The following is an 18,306-nucleotide window of genomic DNA, read 5'->3' as shown; positions in this document are numbered from 1 at the left end:
ATGTCCATGTCCACCTCTTCCACCTTAAAACTAGCCCTGGAGCTGGCGGCCAAGGTCACCGGCCGTGAGGATCTGGCCGCGCTGGCGGGGCAGGTGCAGGAGCTGGGGCCCCTTTCTGACGAGACCGCTGCTGAAACGGCACGCCTTGCCACTACCTTGGAAAACCTGAGCCAGCAGCAGGAGCTGATCAATCAGTTCGAGGCCAGCGGCCGCGCCCTGAGCCAGCTGGAGCAGGCCACTGTCCTCTCCCGTGACCGCCTGACCGAACTGCGCCGCGAGCAGCAGGGGGCCGCAGGTAGCGCCCGTCAGTTGACCGACCAGGAGCGGCTACTGGCCTCCGAGGTCAAGCAGCTGGAGCGCCAGCTGATCGCACAGTCTGCCAGTCATAGCCGTCTGCACGCCGGTCTCACCCAAGCCGGGGTGGACACCCGCAACCTTGCTCAGGAGCAGACCCGACTGCAGCGAGAGCTTCGCGAGAGCGCGGTCCAGACCGAGCGGCTGGGTCGCTCTTTGGCTCAGAGTGGCCAGCAATCCAACGGCTTCCAGGATGCCATCGGCAGCCTGACCGGTCGCTTGGTGGCGCTGGCCGGTACCTGGTTCGGTATCCAGACCCTGACGACCCAGCTGATGGCCATGTTCCAGACCGGCGATCAAGCCGAGCGGCTCAGCGTGCAACTCAAGGCGGTGATGGGCTCCATCGAAGGGGGCAAGCAGGCCTCAGCATGGATCCAGGACTTCGCCAAGAACACCCCGCTGCAGCTCGACGAGGTTACCCAGGTCTTCGTGCGCCTCAAGGCCTTTGGCATCGACCCCATGGACGGCGCCATGCAGGGCATCGTCGATCAGGCCTACAAGCTGGGCGGCGGCTTCGAGGAGGTGCAGGGCATCTCCCTGGCGCTCGGTCAGGCCTGGGCCAAGCAGAAGCTGCAGGGGGAGGAGATCCTGCAGTTGATCGAGCGTGGGGTGCCGGTCTGGCAACTGCTGGAACAAGTTACCGGCAAGAACACCGCCGAGCTGCAGAAGCTCTCGGAAGCCGGCAAGCTCGGCCGCGACACCATCCAGGGGCTGATGAACGAGATCGCGGCCCAATCGGGAGGCGCGGCCGCCAACAACATGGGCCTGCTGTCCGGGCTGATTTCCAACGCCCAGGACAACCTGGCCAAGTTCTACCACATGGTGAGCGAATCGGGCGCTCTGGACTGGCTCAAGAATCAGCTGGCCCAGCTCAACGCTGAGTTCGACCTGATGGCCAAGGATGGCCGCCTGCAGGCGTGGGCCAAGCGCGTCTCAGACGGCATAGTCTCGCTCGGTGAAACCCTCAAGTCCTTTATCCAGACCGCCGCCCAGTGGCGCGCCGAGCTGGTCATCATGGCCCAGGCCTGGTTTGGCCTGAAGGTCGCCAACTGGATAGCCGATCTGCGCGGCCTCTATGGCCAGTTCATCGCCCTGCCGGCCGCGACCGCCACGGCGGCGGGGGGCATGACCACGGCAGGCACGGCCGCCGCTGCTGCCTCTATCGGGGTGCGGGCGTTGGGGCTGGCCATCAGGGGGCTGCTGGCCGCCGTGACGGTGGAGGCGGTGAGCCAGATCATCCGCATGAGCGCGGCCCTCAAAGAGTGGATGCAGGCCGAACTGGCCCTGCGGGACTCCCAAGCCCTGCGCTCACAGACCCAGGCCCAGCTCAATGGCCAACTGGCGGCGCTGTCGGCCGAGCTCGGGATCGCCATCACCAGCGTGGAAGACCTGGATCGAGCCGTTCGTGATGGCAAGGTGCATTACGACGAGGCCACCGGCAGCTGGCGCCAAGGGGCGGCAGCCGTCCAGGAGCTCGGTACCGAGGTCAAGCAGACCCGTGACTATCTGGACGAGATCAACGCCGTGGCCAAGAAGACGGCGGCCGAGGGGCCCGCCGCGCTCGCCAAGGCATTCGATGAGCTGGGGCTGGACTTCGAGCGGGCCAATGGCCGCATCGGGGCCGGCTTTCAGAAGACCCTCGGCGCCCTGGATGTGCTGGTGCAGCACACCGGTGCCAGCAGCGCCGCCATCGAGGAGGCGCTGGCCAGCGCCTACAACAGCGCCAAGACCAAGGCCGAGATCGACGCGGTGATCGAGCGCCAGAAGCAGTTGGCCGCCCAGGGCAAGATCACCGGTGAGGCGCTGGCCCGCTCCATATCCATTGCCGCCGCGGCCATGGACAAGGTGAAGGGGGGGAGTGGGGAGGCCAAGCAAGCCGTGGCCGCCATCGGCGATGGCTTCGATGAGGCGGCCGCCAAGGCCAGGAGCGCGACCGATGCCATGCGCTCCGGTCTGCAGGGTGTCAAAGACCAGGCCGACCAGACCGGATCAGCTGTGGCCTCTGCCGGAGGCAGTGGTGCGGGTGGGCGTGGCAGCACCCGCACCGAGACGGTGGGCGGTTTCTTCTACAAGAGCGTGGATATCAACGGGCTGCGCGGCAATGCCGATGCGCTGGCCAACACCTTGGCAGGGGTGGAAGAGGAACTGGCCCGTTACAGCCAGAAGGTCAAAGACATTCCCGCCTACAGCGAGTGGAGCAAGTATTACGGCGAGAAGTTCCAGAAAGAGATGGAAGCCATGCGCGCCCAGCTCAAGGCGGAGCTCAGCAAGGCCCAGGCCAAGGAGGCCGAGAAGGCACAAGCCGCCAGCCCATCGGTGTCAGGGCCGAGTTCGCCTACCACGTCACTAGGCCATCAAACCCCGGGTCAACCCGAGCGGATCATCATCGAGCTGCGCGCATCGAACGGTGCCCGGGCCGAGGTGCAGGCCGACGAGGCCAACGCGCAGGCCTTTATCCGCCTTCTTAAACAGCAGGGATTGCGCTCATGAACGTGACCTTAAACAGCGTGCTGCTGCCCGACGATCTCGTCTGGCGGGACGAGTTCGACTGGGCGCCGGTCGAGCAGGTGGTGACGCCAACTCTCTCCGGTGCGCTCCTGGTGGAGGAGACCGCCAGACCCGAAGGCCGCCCCCTTACCCTGGTGGGCCACTGCAGCCGCGCCACCGTGCTCGCGCTCAAGGAGCTGGAGGCACAGGTGGCCCAGACCCTGACCTTGACTCTGCTTGATGGGGTAGGGCGCACCGTGATTTGGCGGCGGCCCGGGGTGGTGGCTACCCCCCTTATCGAGATGGCGGACCCCGAGGCGGGCTCCCCCTATGCCCTGACCCTTAACCTGACCGAGGTAAGCTGATGACCATTCTCGCGGGCGATATCAAGCTGATGGCCAGTCAGCGCATGACTGACACCACGGACGGCGGGGGTCGCCTCACCGGCCACGAGATCCTGAGTGGCGAGCATAACGCCATGTTCCCCGACATTTCGGATCTGGACCGGGCCTATGGGGTGGTGAACCTGCGCAAGGGGTTCCTGGCCGTCCAGACCGACAACACAGACACCTATTTCGGGGCCAACGTCACCGTGCTGCTGCCGCCGACCGATCCCAACGTCGGCCTGTGCATGATGACTACCAAGGACCACCACGACACCCGTGACGCGGCCCGGGATCGGGTCGAGCGCTATCTGGCCCGTGGTCCCAAGTGGCAGGGCTTCCTCTACGACACCCAGCTGGAAGGGCAGCGGGCGATCCGCTTCTTCCAGCGCAAAGAGCTGCGCATCCCCGAGATCGGTGAGGTGCTGTGTCTGGTGGGGGACGAGGCCAAGTCGACCGAAACCGAGCAGTATGTGCGGGTGCTGTCGGTCAGCACCCAGCTGCGCAAGTTCCTCATCGCCGGCTACGGCAACGAGTTCGAGCGCCTGGTGGTGACCTGCGAGCTGGCCGACCCCCTGCGCTACACCTTCGAGGGGGAACAGCCTACCCCCTATGACACCATCACCAACCCCAAGACCGCCCTGCGCGAGACGGTGGTGGCCGATGGTTCGCAATATTTCGCCACCACCGGGCTGGCCGAGAATGCGGCCTTCGGGGCTATGCAGGTGAAGGCCAACACCATTTTTACCCAGCTGGTGCCGGCGGCGCGCAGCGAAACCCCGGCAGTGGATTTGACCGCTGCCGGGGAGCTGGCCGCCCTGGTGGACTCGGGTCGCCAAAGCGTCACCCTGAGCACGGTGGCCAGCATTGCACCCAGCAAGAGCCTGTTTCTCGGTACCGGCGCCAAGCCGGGCAGCGTGTCGGTCACCATCGGTGCCGCCGTCATCACCGACCGGGGCGGCGAGCTGGTGCTGGGGGGCTCGGTGATCGGTGCCATCGACTACGGCCGGGGGCGGCTGGACTTCAACAATCAGTGCCCTAACTACGGCACCGCAAGCAAGAGCGTGGTGTTCTGGCCGGCGACCAGTCCGGCGCGGATCGCCGATACGGCCCAGATCCCCATCAAGGCCAACAACCGGGGCTATGCCTACGTGACCACCCTGCAGCCGACCCCGGCACCGGGGACGCTCACCATCAGCTTTATGGCTCAGGGCAAATGGTACGACTTGAAGGACAACGGCCGGGGCGAGTGCAAGGGGATGGATAGCAGCTACGGCTCGGCCACCCTCAACTATGCCACCGGCTCTGTGCTGTTGACCCTTGGCGCACTGCCGGATGTGAACACGGCGATTATGTTCAGCTGGGGTACCCCGGTGAACTACACCAACCGCTCTGGCCAGGCGATCTCCATCGGCAAGAGTCGCTGGCAACTGCCCCACACCGGCGTTACCCCCAAGAGCCTGGTGCTGACCTGGGGGGGCAACAAGACCGCCAACGACACCGCCGGTAACGGCACCATCGCCGGGGATATCGTCGGGCGCATCAACTACGCCACCGGCGAGATCGAGCTGGACCATGTGACCTTGCCGGCGCTGGGAGCACAGTTCACGGCGGCTTACCAGTACGGGGAACCGGTGACCGAGCGCCATATCGAACCGGGGCGCCTGAGCACCCCCGGCCAGGTGGGGCACCTCTCCATCACCCTGGACGGGGACGGTGGCGGGGCGCTCAACCTCACCCCGGGTTCGGTGCGGGTCAAGTTCAACGCTCTCTATCACAAGTTTGATGCGGTGGAGGAGCAGCTGGTGATCGAGACCAAGGATCCGATCATCACGCTGCAGGACGATGGCCTGGGCAACCTCAAGGATGCCAGCGGGGTGACACTCGGGGCCATCAACTATGCCGCCGGTACCCTGCACTTTATGCCGGACGGCACGGCCCCCTTGCCGCGTCCCCGTTATGGCTGGGTCACGGTGGGCAGCCAGTGGGTGGGTAACCAGCTCATTGAAACCAAGCGCTGGGCCATGCTGGGTATCGACTACATCACTACCGCCTACACCTTCCCCGATGGGGAAAACGGCTGGGTGGATGTGACCTACCGCAACAACAACAGCGCCCAGGCCATCAATGCCACCCTGACCACCAACGCGCTGCAGATCGACGTCACCCCCGGCTTTGCCGAGGCGATCCTGGAGGGCTCGGCCCGCTTCACCCTCGGCGGCTCTACTTACGTGGACCGGCAGGGGCTGCTCTACCGCGACCCGGATCCGGCGACCGGCAGCGGCATCCAGGCGGGAACGCTCGACTACAGCAACGGCGTGGGCACCCTGTCTGACTGGGCGGCCGGGGCGACTGCCCAGCCGGTGCTGCTGAGTCTGGCCACCTCGTTCACCGCCCAGTCGGTGGACCGGGTGACCTTCCGCACCCCGGGGGCGCCACTGGCGCCGGGCAGTCTCTACATTGCGGCCAACACCGCCACCGGCCGGCGCATCGAGGCGACGGCGGACGGGGATGGCTTCTTTACCACGGTGGACATGGACGGCCAGGTGGATCACCAGACCGGCATCGTCAGCATCCGCTTTGGGCGGCTCATCACGGCGGCGGGCAACGAGAGCCAGCCCTGGTATGACGCCGAACAGGTGGACGCGAACGGCAAGATCTGGAGGCCCATCAGCGCGGTGGCGGACTCCATCCGCTTTAACTGCGTGGTCTATTCCTATCTGCCGCTCGATGCAGACCAGATCGGGCTGGACCCGGTGCGGTTGCCGTCAGACGGGCGGGTGCCCTTCATCCGCAAGGGCAACGTGGTGGTGGTACACAGCACCCTGAAAAGCGCCTTCCCGCTCGGGGTGGTGGCGGGGCAGACCCTCAACACCGGACGCACCCGACTGGCTTACGCCCATGTGGAGGATCACGACGGCAAGCTGCTGGCCGCGAACCTCTACAGCGTGAACCTCGACAGCGGGGTGGTGACCATGGCCAGCCCCCTCTCCTTAACCGGGTACGTGGAGCCGCTGGCGGTGGTGCATCGCATCGAGGACATGAGCCTGGTGACGGACGTGGAGATCTCGGGCCGGCTGACCCTGGCCAGACCGCTCTCTCACGCCTACAGCGCGGCGGATACCCATGTGTCGAGCGCGCTCATCATCGGGGATCTGTGGACGCGCTACACCGGGCTGTTCGACCAGAAAACCTGGACCAACGTCTGGAGCGACACCCTGATCGGCGATGCGGCGAGCCCGACGTTCAACGATACCGACTTTCCTCTGCAGGTGACCAACCGGGCCACCATCGAGGAGCGTTGGGCGATCATCTTCCAGTCCAGCACCTCCTTTGTGCTGGTCGGGGAGCATGTGGGCCAGATAGCCCTCGGCGATGTAAACACCGACTTTGCCCCCATCAACCCCAACAACGGCCAGCCTTACTTCCGGCTGGACAAGCGGGGCTGGGGCTCAGGCTGGGCGGCCGCCAATGTGCTGCGGTTCACCACCAAGGCGGCGAACTATCCGGTGTGGTTTATCCGCACCATCCTGCAGTCGGTTGCGGCCCAGGAGTCGGACAAGTTCGAGATCCAGCTGCGGGGCAACGTGAACCGCTAACCGGGTGGGGCAGATTGCCCCACCCACATTGAATCAACAGGAGATCACCATGGCCTATCCCGTGAAATGGTATGCGAGCCAGATGCAAGGCGCCCCCAGCCTCGGCGACACCGCCGACGGTGCCCTGACTGCGCTGCTCAAGGCAGTGCTGGTGACCGGCTTTGGTACCCTCACCCTCAACAGCCTGGTATGGGACGCCACCGAGGGGGCCGCCAAGGCCACCATCGCCGCCGGCCACGCCTACCTGCCGGATTCGGTGGTCGAGGTGAGCGGGGCCAGCCCGGCCGCCTATAACGGCGAGCACAGGGTTAAGAAGGTGAGCACCACCGAGGTCTGGATCGAACTGGACGGTGGCAACCCAGGCAGCGCGGCCAGCGGCACCATGACCATGAAGGTGGCCCCGCTCGGCTGGACCCAGACCCACGAGAGCAGCGATGGCAAGGTGGCGATCTATCGTCCCACGGACGTCTCGGCTTCTGGCAACGTCAGCCTGCGCATCGACAACACGGCGTTTTCTGGCTGGACCGGCACAAATGGCTATGGCAGTAACCAGTACCTTGCCAAGGTGCAGATGGTCGAGGATGTGGTGGATATCAACACCTACACCCTGATCTACGAACATCGCTGGCCAGCCACCCAACGCTATAGCAACAAGACATGGGATTTTATCGGTGATAGCCAGTTGTTCTATTGGGTGCAAGCCATCAGTGTCGTCAGTTATCCGGCCATCTACTGCTTTGGCTACCTCAAGTCGGTTCGTCCTGGTGATCGCTACCATGCCGTCCTCTGTCACTACAACGTAACCACCACCAACGACAACAGCCACACTTGGTCACAGCGCGATACAGGGGCAAACGTCAACTACTTGGGGACCACCCTGACCACGTTCAGCGAAGGCAGCAACAAGGCGTTAGCGAGGCCATACACCCAGTTGTTTGGCACTACGGGGTGGTCTACCAGAGGGGTGTTTACCCGCTTTGGTCAGGGTCTGAACGTTCCCAATGGGCCAGATAACGCGTTCTACATGAGTGCGGATCCGGTCATGATCATAGAAACCGGTAACCATCTTCGTGGCTACCTCCCCGGTCTCATCGCTCCATTCGGGGATGTGGTTGCGTGGGATCGTAAGAACTTTGCCAACCTGCCCGCCATGCCGGGCAAGACTGTTCGCTTTATCAGGCCTATTTACAACCTGAGTATTTTTGGCGGTGATTACCGCAGCTTGGTTGGCTTCGATCTGACCGGCCCCTGGAGGTAAGCCATGGCAAGTGATCAAGCGCTGCGGGATCTGATCTTGGCCAGCAATCCTGTGGGGTATTACCCCCTGGATACGCCCGCCAGTTTGGGAACCGACATTTCCCCTTATGCCAATCACGGCAGCCAGAGCGGCACCTTTCGCCAGGCTCTGAACACCGTGGCTGGTATGGATATTTTGATGACACAGGGTATCAGTTCACCCTTGGTTGCCATCCCTGACCGGGCCGAGTACAAGGGGCGCACCTTCACCATGGAGTGCATCATCAGCCATAGCGAAAATGCCAATCTGGTGATTGCAGAGCGGGGCGGTGATAACCAGAACTGGTCGTTGCAAAGTGTGGGTTCTGGACTAGGTATGCCAGTGCCCTCCTATCAATTCGCGTTGGGAGCATCAACTCAAGCAGCCAATGGCCGCGCAGGCCCTGCCTTTCTCGGGCATTTGGTCTTTACCAGCGTTTTGGGGATAACCAAGATTTACTGGAATGGTCAGGTGCTACTGGAGGGAAGCAGTGCCACTGGCAACGGCACCCAGGGTAATCAGGGCACCCTGCCTATCCATCTGTTTTCCCGAGGCGGCAGTGCTAATACCTCTGCCTTTTTGGCCCATGTGGCGTTCTATAACCGTGAGCTGTCGGCCGCAGAGCGCAAAGCCCGGGCAGATATGTTTGCCAATCCCTATGAGTTCAAGCTCCAACCCATCAAACCGATCCCCGCCAACCAGGAATCCCGCAGCGCGTTCCAGCCGCAGGATGTGGCTTGGCGAGGCAGTCCTGGTGCAGTCTACTCAGGGCCAGTGTTCAGCAACAAGGTGAAAGCCACCATGCTGTGTGCCGGTTACTCCATGCAGTGGATCCGGGATGGGGTGCAAAACGCCCTGCAGGGCTATATCGAGAGCACTGTGACCATCAGCGGGATCGGGGTGCGCCGCCGGGTGCTCTGCTTCGACCAGGCGGGCAATTTGGAAGGGGAAACTTACAGCCGAGCCTCTGACGGCAAGTACCGGTTCGATCTGCTCTGGCTGAACCGTCGTTACATGCTGGTTGCTCAGGATGAACCGGCATTCAGCCCAGCCGATTACAACGCGGTAGCGGCCGACTACCAGCTGCCCACCGCCTATGCCCCCGGTGAGGGGGTAGGCCTGACCGGAGGTTAACCATGCTGACCTTTGCCAACGCCCTGCGCACGGCCCGCGCCCAGTTGCTGGCCGATGCCATTGACGCCGGCTCGGCCGGCGCCGCCACCCTCAAGCTGTATGGGGGTACCCGCCCGGGCAGCGGGGACAATATCAGCGGTCAGCCGCTGCTGATCACCCTGCCGCTTGCCAACCCCTGCGCCCAGTCGGTGACCGGCGGGGTGCTGACCTTGAAGGCCATCGCCGAGGCCATGGTGACCGGGAACGGGACCATCACCTGGGGGCGCTTATCTAACCGGGACGGCGCCTTTGTAGCGGATCTGGATGTGGGACTGCCGGACAGCGGCGCGGATCTGGAGATCCCGGTGCTGGAGGTGTACCAGGGCGCCTATATCCGCATCAACAGCCCCACCGTGACTGAACCCTGATCCACCCATTGACGGGAGCCTCCCATGGCCAGACCCACCAACGCCAATCTGGAGCTGCGCAAGGCGCGCAAGAACGATGCCGCCCTTGAGCTGAACCAGGCTCAGGTGGTGCGGCTGCTAGGGGTGCTGCGAGGCATCGTGGCCAGCCCGATGCTGACGGCCGAGGTGGCCTTTATCCACCCGGCGACCCTGGCCAGCACCCCACCCCCCAGCCTGCAGGCCGAGGTGATACTGGGGCAGGATGCTGTGCTGGCTGCCACCGCGCCTGCGCCGGTGGCGGTCATGCCAGCCAGGCTGGTGATCGTGGCCAACATGGCCAGCACCCTGCACCCGGTCATCCCGCGCCTTGAGGCCGAGTACGATATCAACGTGTTCAGAGGGCCGAGCCATCAGGTCGAGGATGACTGGCAGCGGGCCAGCCTGTTGACCGACGTGGTAGCAGAAGGGTGGGAGGTCGCGGCCGACCAAGTGGTGACGGTGGCGGCCGATTGGCAGGAAGGGGCGGCCTATCACACTCAATCGGGCTGGGGCATCGACCAGGCGCCGCGCTGCTATCAGCTGACGGCGGCCGACTGGCAGGAGGGGCAGGGGTTCGGTACCGTCCACGGGCAGGGCATGGATAGCCTGCCCCCGGGCCATGCTCGCGTGGTGGGGCTCTGGGTCGAAGGGGCGGCCTGTGGCCAGTGGCACCTCTCTGGTTACACCCACCCACCCCGGGGCGACAAGGAGTGGGCTGCTTGCTGGCGAGAGGGGACCAAGCTGTCGCTGCAGCTGAGCAGCGACTGGGATCTCGGTGCCCTGCTGCTGCTCAGTTGGTTGGATGGCTGGGACGAGGCCATCTGGCCAGCGCTCGGTACCAGCCCACCCCCTAAGCCGCCCATCACCCCGGATAAGCCGGATAAGCGCAAGCTGCGCCTGGCGTTCGGCCGGCCCCGGGGGGATGCCTCCCTAGAGTTCGTCTGGTTCGGCCAGGATGCGGCCTATGTCATCCCAACCCGGAGGGTCTATCTGGTGAGTAACACAGCAAGCGTGGTGCGGGTACGCGATGGGCTCGATATTCCCGCCACCGCCGTCAATATCGAGCTCGACACCGACTCCTGGGCCTGGCAGTTCAGCGCCCAGATCCCGCGCATCGCGGCGGCAGCCCTGACCGATGACGAGGAGGTGAGCATCCATATCAACGGGGAGCAGTGGGACTGCGTGTGCGATGGCTGGCAGTCGAGCGAGAGCTTTGGCCGGCAGTCGGCGACCCTTACCGGGCGCTCGCGCACGGCCTACCTGTCGCCGACCCATGTGCTGCCGCAGGCGGTGGGCGAGGGGGCGGCGGCGACCATGCAGCAGTTGGCGGCCTCCTTGCTGCCATACGGCTGGACGCTGGAGTGGCAGGCGGCGGATTGGTTGGTGCCGGGGGGCTTCTTTAGTCTGGATGGGCAGACTCCGATCGAGGCGATCAAGTACCTGGCCGAGGCGGCCGGAGGATTCGTGTTACCGCACCAGCGCAACCAGCACCTGGTCATCAAGCCGCGCTATCCCACCGTACCCTGGCAACTCGATACTGCCCAAGCCGAGGTAGCCATCCCGCGCGCCATCATCACGACGCTGGGCAGCGACTTCCAACCGGGTCAGGCGGCCAACGGTATCTGGGTCAGTGGTGGCCATCAGGGCATCACCGGGCGGGTGCTGCGCCAAGGGACGGCGGGAGAGCGGCAGGCTGCGACCATCACCCATCCCCTGGTGTGCGACGTGTTGGCCGCCCGCGCCCAAGGTGTGGTGGGGCTGGCCAAGACCATGCCGAGGCGTACCCAGACCATAGAGTTGCCGCTATCCGGCGACACCGGACTTATCCTGCCCGGAGCACTGCTCGCGGTGGACAACTGGAAGGGCTACAACCGGGGTGTGCGGGTCTCTGCTGCGCTGCAGAACAAGGCCATGACAGTGCGCCAGCAACTCAGTGTGGAGCGTTTTGTATGAACCTGTTTAAGCAGTTTCTAGAGCTGGTGCCTGGTGAGGCTCCTCTGCTGGTCGGTACCGTCACGGCTGTGGGGGCGACCAAGACCACATTGCAGACGTTGGGAGGCGGTGTGGTAGTGGTGCGAGGGGGAGGGGTGGCCATCGGCCAGAAGGCATTCTACCGGGCCGGGGCCATCGTGGGGCCTGCCCCGAACCTGCCGACCTATGAGATCGAGGTTTAATCCCCTGTTAAACGTCTTTCAAACTCGGTGATTTCTATGCCGCCGAGTTTGAAAAACATCCACGGGGCTCTGTTAGTCGTTTTCAGCGCAAGGTTTTTTCATTTTTCGCGGCGGGCTACAGGTGCTCGCGTTTGGCGAGCAACAGCTCGGCGCCATCGTGATCCTGTTCGTGCTCTCCAATCTGCTGCACTTCTCGGTGGGGATCTTCCTGCTCTCGGCCAACGCCTCTCGTTGGCTCTGGCTGCGCAGCCCCATGCTGTGGGCGGCGCTGGCGGGGTTGCTGGTGGCCAATCTGCAGATCTCGCTGCCGGCCTATGTGGTGACCAGCGCCTCCCTGCTGGGGCAGCTGTCGGTGCCGCTGATGCTGTTTGCCCTCGGCATCCGGTTGCTGGAAGGGGAACTTGAACACCTGGGACTGGCGCTCAAATGCAACCTGCTCTATCTGCTGGCCGGGGGCCTGTCGCTCTGGTTCGTGGTCTGGCTGTTGCCGCTGGATCCGGCGTGGATCCCATTGCTGACCCTGTCGGTGGCGCTGCCCCCTGCGGTGCTCAACTACATGCTGTGCGAGCAGTACCAGTGTCAGCCCGAGAAGGTGGCCAGCATAGTGCTCGGCGGCAACGCGCTCTCGGTGCTGGTGATCCCGCTGGCGGTCTGGCTGGCGCTGCATCTGGGTGGCTGACGCCCAATGCTGAGAGCATCGAAAATGGAAAAGGCCCACCATCCGGTGGGCCTTTTTCATGGCCGGGCGCTCCTAACGGAGTATCAACCCTGCACGTTGCTCAGTACCAGCTTGCCATCCTTGACCGGAATGGTGTTGCCGGGTTTTTGTTCCATCCGCACCACCCCTTCCTGGCCGGCGAGACGATAGGTCACGTCGTAACCCAGGGTGCGGGTGCTGCTGTCTTGTACTGTCTTGCAGCGCTGCTCGGTGGTGGTGTAGGTATCACCGGCCTGCATGTTGCCCTGCACCTGGTTGCCTGCGTAGCCACCGGCCACGGCTCCCGCTGCGGTGGCGACCTTCTTGCCGCTGCCGCCACCGAACTGGTGGCCGACGACGCCACCCAGGGCTGCACCGACCACGGTCCCCAGGATCTTGTGCTCATCCTGCACCGGCTTGCGGTGGGTGACGGTGACGTTGCGGCACTCCTGACGCGGGGTCTTGATGGTTTCGGTCACCGGCTTGCTGGCCAGCACCTCGGCAAACTGGGGCTCGGATGAGAAGAGGGATCCGCTGGCTGCCGCCGACAATGCCAACGCAGCGGCAATCCCGATCCCGACACCTGCCAACATGGATTTGTTCATCTCTTTACTCCTGTCTACTGTGATTGCCCGCTCTCTGGGCTTGTGGACATTCTTGTCATTTTGTCTCTCCCGCTCAAGCAAAGGAGCCCCTGTCTGCGACAGGGGCTGACTGCGCAAAAAATGACCGCATCAAAAAGGCGTCTGTGTTTGGCGACAAAACGGGGCAGGGCCTTCGCCGAAGGCAACCTACTACGTTTTGCTAATATCTGGGACCCGGCCCCCTTGATACCCTTTGCCAAGAACCGCAACGTCGCCACCGGCATGAGGCCAGGGCGCGTTCCCGGCACGGCTTTGTACCCGACAAGGAAGGATCCGATGACGAGCCAGAACATCTATGAGACAGGTCTTGATAAAAATGGCGCCAACTTCGAGGCGCTCACCCCTTTAAGCTTCCTCGGGCGGGCGGCGCGGGTCTATCCCGACTACCCGGCGCTGATCCATGGCGCATTGCGCCAGAGCTGGGGAGAGACCGAACGGCGCTGTCGCCGTCTCGCCTCGGCCTTGCGCCAGCGTGGCATCGGCGAGGGGGACACGGTGTCCATCGTCGCCCCCAATGTGCCCGCCATGTTCGAGGCCCACTTCGGGGTGCCCATGAGCGGCGCCGTGCTCAATACCATCAATACCCGCCTCGATGCCGAGTCCATCGCCTTCATCCTCCAGCATGCCCAGAGCAAGGTGGTGCTGGTGGATAGAGAGTTTGGCGCCCTGGTCCGCCAGGCACTGACCCTGGTTGAACACAAGCCACTGGTCATCGCCATCGACGATCCCCTCTATCGGGACGGGGAGCTGACGGGGGATCTCGACTACGAGGCCCTGCTCGCCAGCGGTGATGAGCAGGCGTCCGGTTGGCTGCCAAGAGACGAGTGGCAGGCCATCTCCCTCAACTACACCTCCGGTACCACCGGCAACCCCAAGGGGGTGGTCTATCACCACCGTGGCGCCCACCTCAACGCCATCAACAACGTGCTCTCCTGGGAGCTGCCCAAGCATCCCGTCTACCTGTGGACCCTGCCCATGTTCCACTGCAACGGCTGGTGCTTCCCCTGGACCCTGGCCGCCATTGCCGGGGTGAGCGTCTGCCTGCGCCACGTGCAGGCCAAACCTATCTTCGAAGCCATGCACGAGCACAAGGTGAGCCACTTCTGCGGCGCGCCCATCGTGCTGAACATGCTCAACAACGCGGATCCGGCCCTCAAGGTGGGGCTCACCCATCCCATCAAGGCGATGACCGCCGGGGCGGCGCCACCGGCCACCGTGATTGCCGGCATGGAGGCCATGGGCATCGCCGTCACCCACGTTTACGGGCTGACCGAGACCTATGGCCCCTGCGTGGTGTGCGAGCCCCAGCGACATTGGGAGGGGATGGATGCCACGGCGCTGTCCCGTCTCAAGGCGCGTCAGGGGGTGACGGCTCCCCTGCAGGGGGAGATGATCGTGGCCAACCCCGTCAGTGGCGAGCCCGTGCCCCAGGATGGCAAGGCCCTGGGGGAGATCTTCCTGCGCGGCAACGTGGTGATGCGGGGCTATCTCAAGAATGCGGCCGCCAGCGAGGAGGCGATGGCACAGGGGTGGTTCCGAAGCGGGGATCTCGCGGTCTGGCACCCGGACGGCTATGTGGAGATCAAGGACAGATCCAAGGACATCATCATCTCGGGCGGGGAGAACATCTCCAGCCTGGAGGTGGAGGATGTGCTCTATCGCCACCCGGACGTGGAGGAGGCGGCGGTGATCGCCATGCCGGACGAGAAGTGGGGGGAGGTGCCCTGTGCCTTCGTCAAACTCAAAGAGGGCAGGGAGCTCAGCCAGGCGGAGTTGATTGCGTTCTGCCGCGAGCAGATGGCTCACTTCAAGGCGCCCAAGCGGATCATCTTCACCCCGTTGCCCAAGACCTCCACCGGCAAGGTGCAAAAATTCATGCTGCGCCAGCAACTGGTGTGATGGGCAATGCTGGCAATAAAAAAACGGGCGCTGGCCCGTTTTTTTATGGGTTTAACGCAGGGTAACGCGCGGCAACCCTCAGCGTGGGTGACTCGTTCCCTTCAGCCGTTTGCCGATGGACTCGGCAATCCCGGTGAGGAAGTAATAGAGCCCCCCTTCCTCCGTGGCCTTGGTGTACTCGGTGAGGGGCTCAATCATGCCGCTTCTGAACTTGGCGATGGCCTCTTCATCATTTGCCGCGTCGATATAATCCCCCACCACCTCGAAGCCCTGTTCGAGCAGCTGCTCCTTCTCGGACAAGAAGGAAGGGGAGGACATCAGCAGGAAGGTGACGCTGGCCGCATCCTGCTCCTGGCGAAAGAACTGGTATTTGCTCATAGGACCTCTGGCGCTGGGGGTATGTCGCCATTATCGAGGTCGCATGGCCTGCTGGGCACCCCCCATCTGCGGCGTCAAAAGACACTGTTGTGCAGGCCGGTTTCAGCTAGCGCTTGGTGGCTCCCTTCTTGCCAAACAGCCTGGGAGCGTGAAGCAATATGGTCTTGAAGAGGCCTATGGTGCCCGGCCCGCCATAGGGGCGGCTGGGGTCGGCGAGGTTGAGCTGATGCTCGTGGGCCGCGGTGTCGGCATCCTGGGCCAATATGGGTTCGCCTATGACCTCAAAGCCCTGATCGAGCAAGAAGGCCTTCTCCACAAGGAAGTTGTCCGCCCCCATGTCGAGCAGGGTAAAGGCGGCGGGGGCATCCGGGGTGGCAAACACCTGAAACTTGCTCATAGGGTCCTGCAAAAAAATGAGGAAATGTGGGCCATTATCGCGACTCATCCCGCGGAGGCGACTCCCTGAACGGGGGCTTGGCTGTGTTGGATTATGCCGAGGAAGGGTGGCGCCGAGGGCTTGCTGCTGTAAGCGGAACTGCGCTGATTCGTAATGGGATGGACTGCTATCTGACGTGGTTTTGGTAGAATGAATCGCTATCAGTTCCACTTTTCATAGAGCATTGGTAAAGCAACGGGCCATTGGGCCCGTTGTTTATGTCATTGCATGTTATTTGTTGTGCCGCTCATAGAGCCGCTGTACCACGTCTTTCAGCCCCAGTCCCTCGTTTTGCAGCAAGACCGTGAGGTGGTAGAGCAGATCCGCGGACTCGTTGATGAGCTCTTCCCTGTCTTTGGCCATGGCAGCCAGCGCCACCTCGACCCCTTCTTCACCCACCTTCTGGGCGATGCGCTTGGTGCCCCGGCCATAGAGGCTGGCGGTGTAGCTGGTGGCGGGATCGGCGCCCTTGCGCGCCGCCAGGATCTGCTCGAGTTCGGCGAGGAAACCGAGCGGCGGCACCGGGTGGGCGTCGAAGCAGGAGGGGGTACCCAGGTGGCAGGTGGGGCCGACCGGCTCGGCGGCGATCAGCAGGGAGTCCTGATCGCAGTCGGTGCTGATGGCGACGAGTCTGAGCACGTGACCCGAACTCTCTCCCTTGGTCCAGAGCCGTTGCTTGCTGCGACTAAAAAAAGTGACCTGACCGGTTTCCTGGGTCTTGGCCAGGGCTTCCTTGGTCATGAAGCCCTGCATCAGTACCTGACCGCTCGCGGCGTGCTGGACGATGGCGGGGATCATGCCCTCGCACTTGGCCCAGTCCAGGCGTTCGATCAGCGGGATATCGTTGTTTACGGCTTGATTATTCACGGATGGCAACTCCTTCGTTTTTCAGCCAGCGTTTCAATTCGGGAATGGGGATAAGACCCTTGTGGAACACGGACGCCGCCAGGGCGCCGTCCACATCGGCCAGGGTGAAGGCATCGCGAAAGTGTGCCATGGTGCCAGCGCCGCCGGAGGCAATCAGCGGCACCTTGCACAGGGCCCGCACCAGTTTGAGCTGCTCGAGATCATAGCCCTGGCGCATGCCATCCTGGTTCATCACGTTCAGCACTATCTCGCCTGCGCCGCGCTTTTGCACCTCCCTGACCCACTCCATGGTGGTCCAGGGGGTGGTACGGGTGCGACTCTCGTCGCCGGTGAACTGCTTGACCTGATACTCACCGGTTTCGGCGTCGAAGTAGGAGTCGATGCCCACCACCACGCATTGCACGCCGAAGCGCTCCGCCAGCGCCGTGATGAGGGTCGGATCCGCCAGGGCCGGGGAGTTGATGGAGACCTTGTCGGCGCCAAACTCCAGGATCTGGCGGGCGTCCTCCACGCTCTTGATGCCGCCGGCGACACAGAAGGGGATGTCGATGACCTCCGCCACCCGGCTCACCCAGCTCTTGTCCACCACGCGGGCATCGCTCGAGGCGGTGATGTCATAGAACACCAGCTCGTCGGCCCCTTGTTCGGCGTAACGGCGGGCCAACTCGACAATGCCCCCCATTACCTCGTGATTGCGAAACTGTACGCCCTTGACCACGACACCATCTTTGACGTCGAGACAGGGAATAATGCGTCTTGCCAGCATCAGTTGTCCCCTCTTGTCGTCTCGGATGCCGCTTGCGGCTGATCTGCCCAGCAGGCGATGGCGCCCGCCACATCGAACTTGCCCTCAAGCAGTGCGCGGCCGAGGATGATGCCCTTGACGCCGGAGCCCTTGAGAGCCTCGATATCAGCAAGAGCGCCGATGCCGCCGGAGGCCTGGAAGGCCACGGTGGGGAAACGGGCGCACAAGTCCCGATAGAGCTCGACGTTGCTGCCGGACAGGGTCCCGTCACGGCTGATGTCGGTGCAGAGCACGTGCCTGAGGCCCGCGGGGAGGAAGCGCTCGATGAGCGCCTCTATGGTGACGCCGCTGTTCTCCTGCCAGCCCGCTACCGCTATCTGGCGCTGGCCGTCGCTGTCTATGTTCACGTCCAGCGCCAGCACGATGCGCTCCGGACCGTATTTTTCCATCCAGCTCGCTACCAGCTCCGGGGACTTGACCGCGGTGGAGCCGATCACCACCCGGTTGGCACCGGCGGCCAGCAAGTCTGCCACGTCCTGTTCGCTGCGCACCCCGCCGCCCACCTGCACCGGGGCGCCGGTGGCGGCGAGCAACCGGGTGATGAGGGCAAGTTGGCGCGCCTTGGCGTCCTTGGCGCCGTCCAGATCCACCAGGTGCAACTGCGCCGCCCCCTGGGCCACATAGTCATCAAAGCGTGCCTGGGGCGCGTCGCTGTACGCCGTCTTCTGGCCGTAGTCCCCCTGATAGAGGCGCACTACCTGACCGTTAATCAAATCAATGGCTGGAATAATCATTCGCGGTTCCTTGC

Annotated in this window: 15 protein-coding genes and 1 pseudogene; 10 read left to right on the top strand and 6 right to left on the bottom strand. The window is 63.7% G+C overall.

The genetic code is table 11. The annotated features are described in order from the left end of the window. Window positions 1-6 precede the first annotated feature (6 nt). From ABNP46_RS10990 to ABNP46_RS10950, 9 genes and pseudogenes are all read left to right on the top strand, one after another. Complete coding sequence (locus ABNP46_RS10990; protein WP_349917710.1) at window positions 7-2,844, top strand: tape measure protein; 2,838 nt, start codon at window positions 7-9, stop codon at window positions 2,842-2,844. After that, window positions 2,841-3,206, top strand: coding sequence for a hypothetical protein (locus tag ABNP46_RS10985; RefSeq protein ID WP_349917708.1), 366 nt, complete (start codon window positions 2,841-2,843; stop codon window positions 3,204-3,206). The genes ABNP46_RS10990 and ABNP46_RS10985 overlap by 4 nt, the downstream gene beginning before the upstream one ends. After that, complete coding sequence (locus ABNP46_RS10980; protein ID WP_349917705.1) at window positions 3,206-6,823, top strand: curculin (mannose-binding) lectin protein; 3,618 nt, start codon at window positions 3,206-3,208, stop codon at window positions 6,821-6,823. The genes ABNP46_RS10985 and ABNP46_RS10980 overlap by 1 nt, the downstream gene beginning before the upstream one ends. A gap of 49 nt (window positions 6,824-6,872) precedes the next feature. Next, window positions 6,873-8,081 carry a hypothetical protein gene (locus tag ABNP46_RS10975; RefSeq protein WP_349917702.1) on the top strand — a complete coding sequence of 403 codons (1,209 nt, stop codon included), beginning with the start codon at window positions 6,873-6,875 and terminating at the stop codon, window positions 8,079-8,081. 3 nt (window positions 8,082-8,084) lie between these two features. Continuing rightward, window positions 8,085-9,233, top strand: coding sequence for a hypothetical protein (locus ABNP46_RS10970; RefSeq protein ID WP_349917699.1), 1,149 nt, complete (start codon window positions 8,085-8,087; stop codon window positions 9,231-9,233). 2 nt (window positions 9,234-9,235) lie between these two features. Continuing rightward, window positions 9,236-9,640 (top strand): hypothetical protein, encoded by a 405-nt coding sequence (locus ABNP46_RS10965; protein WP_349917696.1) that lies wholly within the window; start codon window positions 9,236-9,238, stop codon window positions 9,638-9,640. A gap of 24 nt (window positions 9,641-9,664) precedes the next feature. After that, window positions 9,665-11,611 carry a hypothetical protein gene (locus ABNP46_RS10960; RefSeq protein ID WP_349917693.1) on the top strand — a complete coding sequence of 649 codons (1,947 nt, stop codon included), beginning with the start codon at window positions 9,665-9,667 and terminating at the stop codon, window positions 11,609-11,611. Further along, entirely contained in the window at window positions 11,608-11,832 is a 225-nt protein-coding gene (locus ABNP46_RS10955) for a hypothetical protein (protein ID WP_349917691.1), read from the top strand. Before ABNP46_RS10960 ends, ABNP46_RS10955 begins: the two co-directional genes overlap by 4 nt. Window positions 11,833-11,947: 115 nt before the next feature. Continuing rightward, a pseudogene (locus ABNP46_RS10950) lies at window positions 11,948-12,511 on the top strand (AEC family transporter); the annotation flags it as partial. Between the two features lie 83 nt (window positions 12,512-12,594). Here ABNP46_RS10950 and ABNP46_RS10945 read toward each other — a convergent pair. Beyond that, a complete protein-coding gene (locus ABNP46_RS10945) occupies window positions 12,595-13,134 on the bottom strand; it encodes a glycine zipper 2TM domain-containing protein (RefSeq protein WP_349917689.1) in 540 nt (179 codons plus the stop codon). Between the two features lie 315 nt (window positions 13,135-13,449). Between ABNP46_RS10945 and ABNP46_RS10940 the strand changes: the two genes are divergently transcribed. Then, a complete protein-coding gene (locus tag ABNP46_RS10940; protein WP_349917688.1) occupies window positions 13,450-15,072 on the top strand; it encodes an acyl-CoA synthetase in 1,623 nt (540 codons plus the stop codon). Window positions 15,073-15,150: 78 nt separating this feature from the next. Here ABNP46_RS10940 and ABNP46_RS10935 read toward each other — a convergent pair whose 3' ends face one another. The 5 genes from ABNP46_RS10935 to hisA all read right to left on the bottom strand — a co-directional run bounded on the left by ABNP46_RS10935 (window position 15,151) and on the right by hisA (window position 18,292). After that, window positions 15,151-15,450 carry a hypothetical protein gene (locus tag ABNP46_RS10935; protein ID WP_349917685.1) on the bottom strand — a complete coding sequence of 100 codons (300 nt, stop codon included), beginning with the start codon at window positions 15,448-15,450 and terminating at the stop codon, window positions 15,151-15,153. Window positions 15,451-15,556: 106 nt separating this feature from the next. Further along, window positions 15,557-15,847 (bottom strand): hypothetical protein, encoded by a 291-nt coding sequence (locus ABNP46_RS10930; protein WP_349917682.1) that lies wholly within the window; start codon window positions 15,845-15,847, stop codon window positions 15,557-15,559. Window positions 15,848-16,117: 270 nt separating this feature from the next. Further along, entirely contained in the window at window positions 16,118-16,753 is a 636-nt protein-coding gene (gene hisIE / locus ABNP46_RS10925; protein WP_349917681.1) for a bifunctional phosphoribosyl-AMP cyclohydrolase/phosphoribosyl-ATP diphosphatase HisIE, read from the bottom strand. Continuing rightward, the gene (gene hisF, locus ABNP46_RS10920; protein ID WP_349917679.1) at window positions 16,746-17,519 is read right to left on the bottom strand and encodes an imidazole glycerol phosphate synthase subunit HisF; all 774 of its coding nucleotides are present in this window, start codon (window positions 17,517-17,519) and stop codon (window positions 16,746-16,748) included. The genes hisIE and hisF overlap by 8 nt, the downstream gene beginning before the upstream one ends. Beyond that, complete coding sequence (hisA, locus tag ABNP46_RS10915; protein WP_349917677.1) at window positions 17,519-18,292, bottom strand: 1-(5-phosphoribosyl)-5-[(5-phosphoribosylamino)methylideneamino]imidazole-4-carboxamide isomerase; 774 nt, start codon at window positions 18,290-18,292, stop codon at window positions 17,519-17,521. The genes hisF and hisA overlap by 1 nt, the downstream gene beginning before the upstream one ends. Window positions 18,293-18,306 lie beyond the last annotated feature (14 nt).

The organism is Aeromonas veronii (assembly GCF_040215105.1).
GTDB lineage: Bacteria > Pseudomonadota > Gammaproteobacteria > Enterobacterales > Aeromonadaceae > Aeromonas > Aeromonas veronii_G.
Note: the sequence above shows the minus strand (reverse complement) of the source record. Positions and strands in the feature narration are given on the sequence as shown.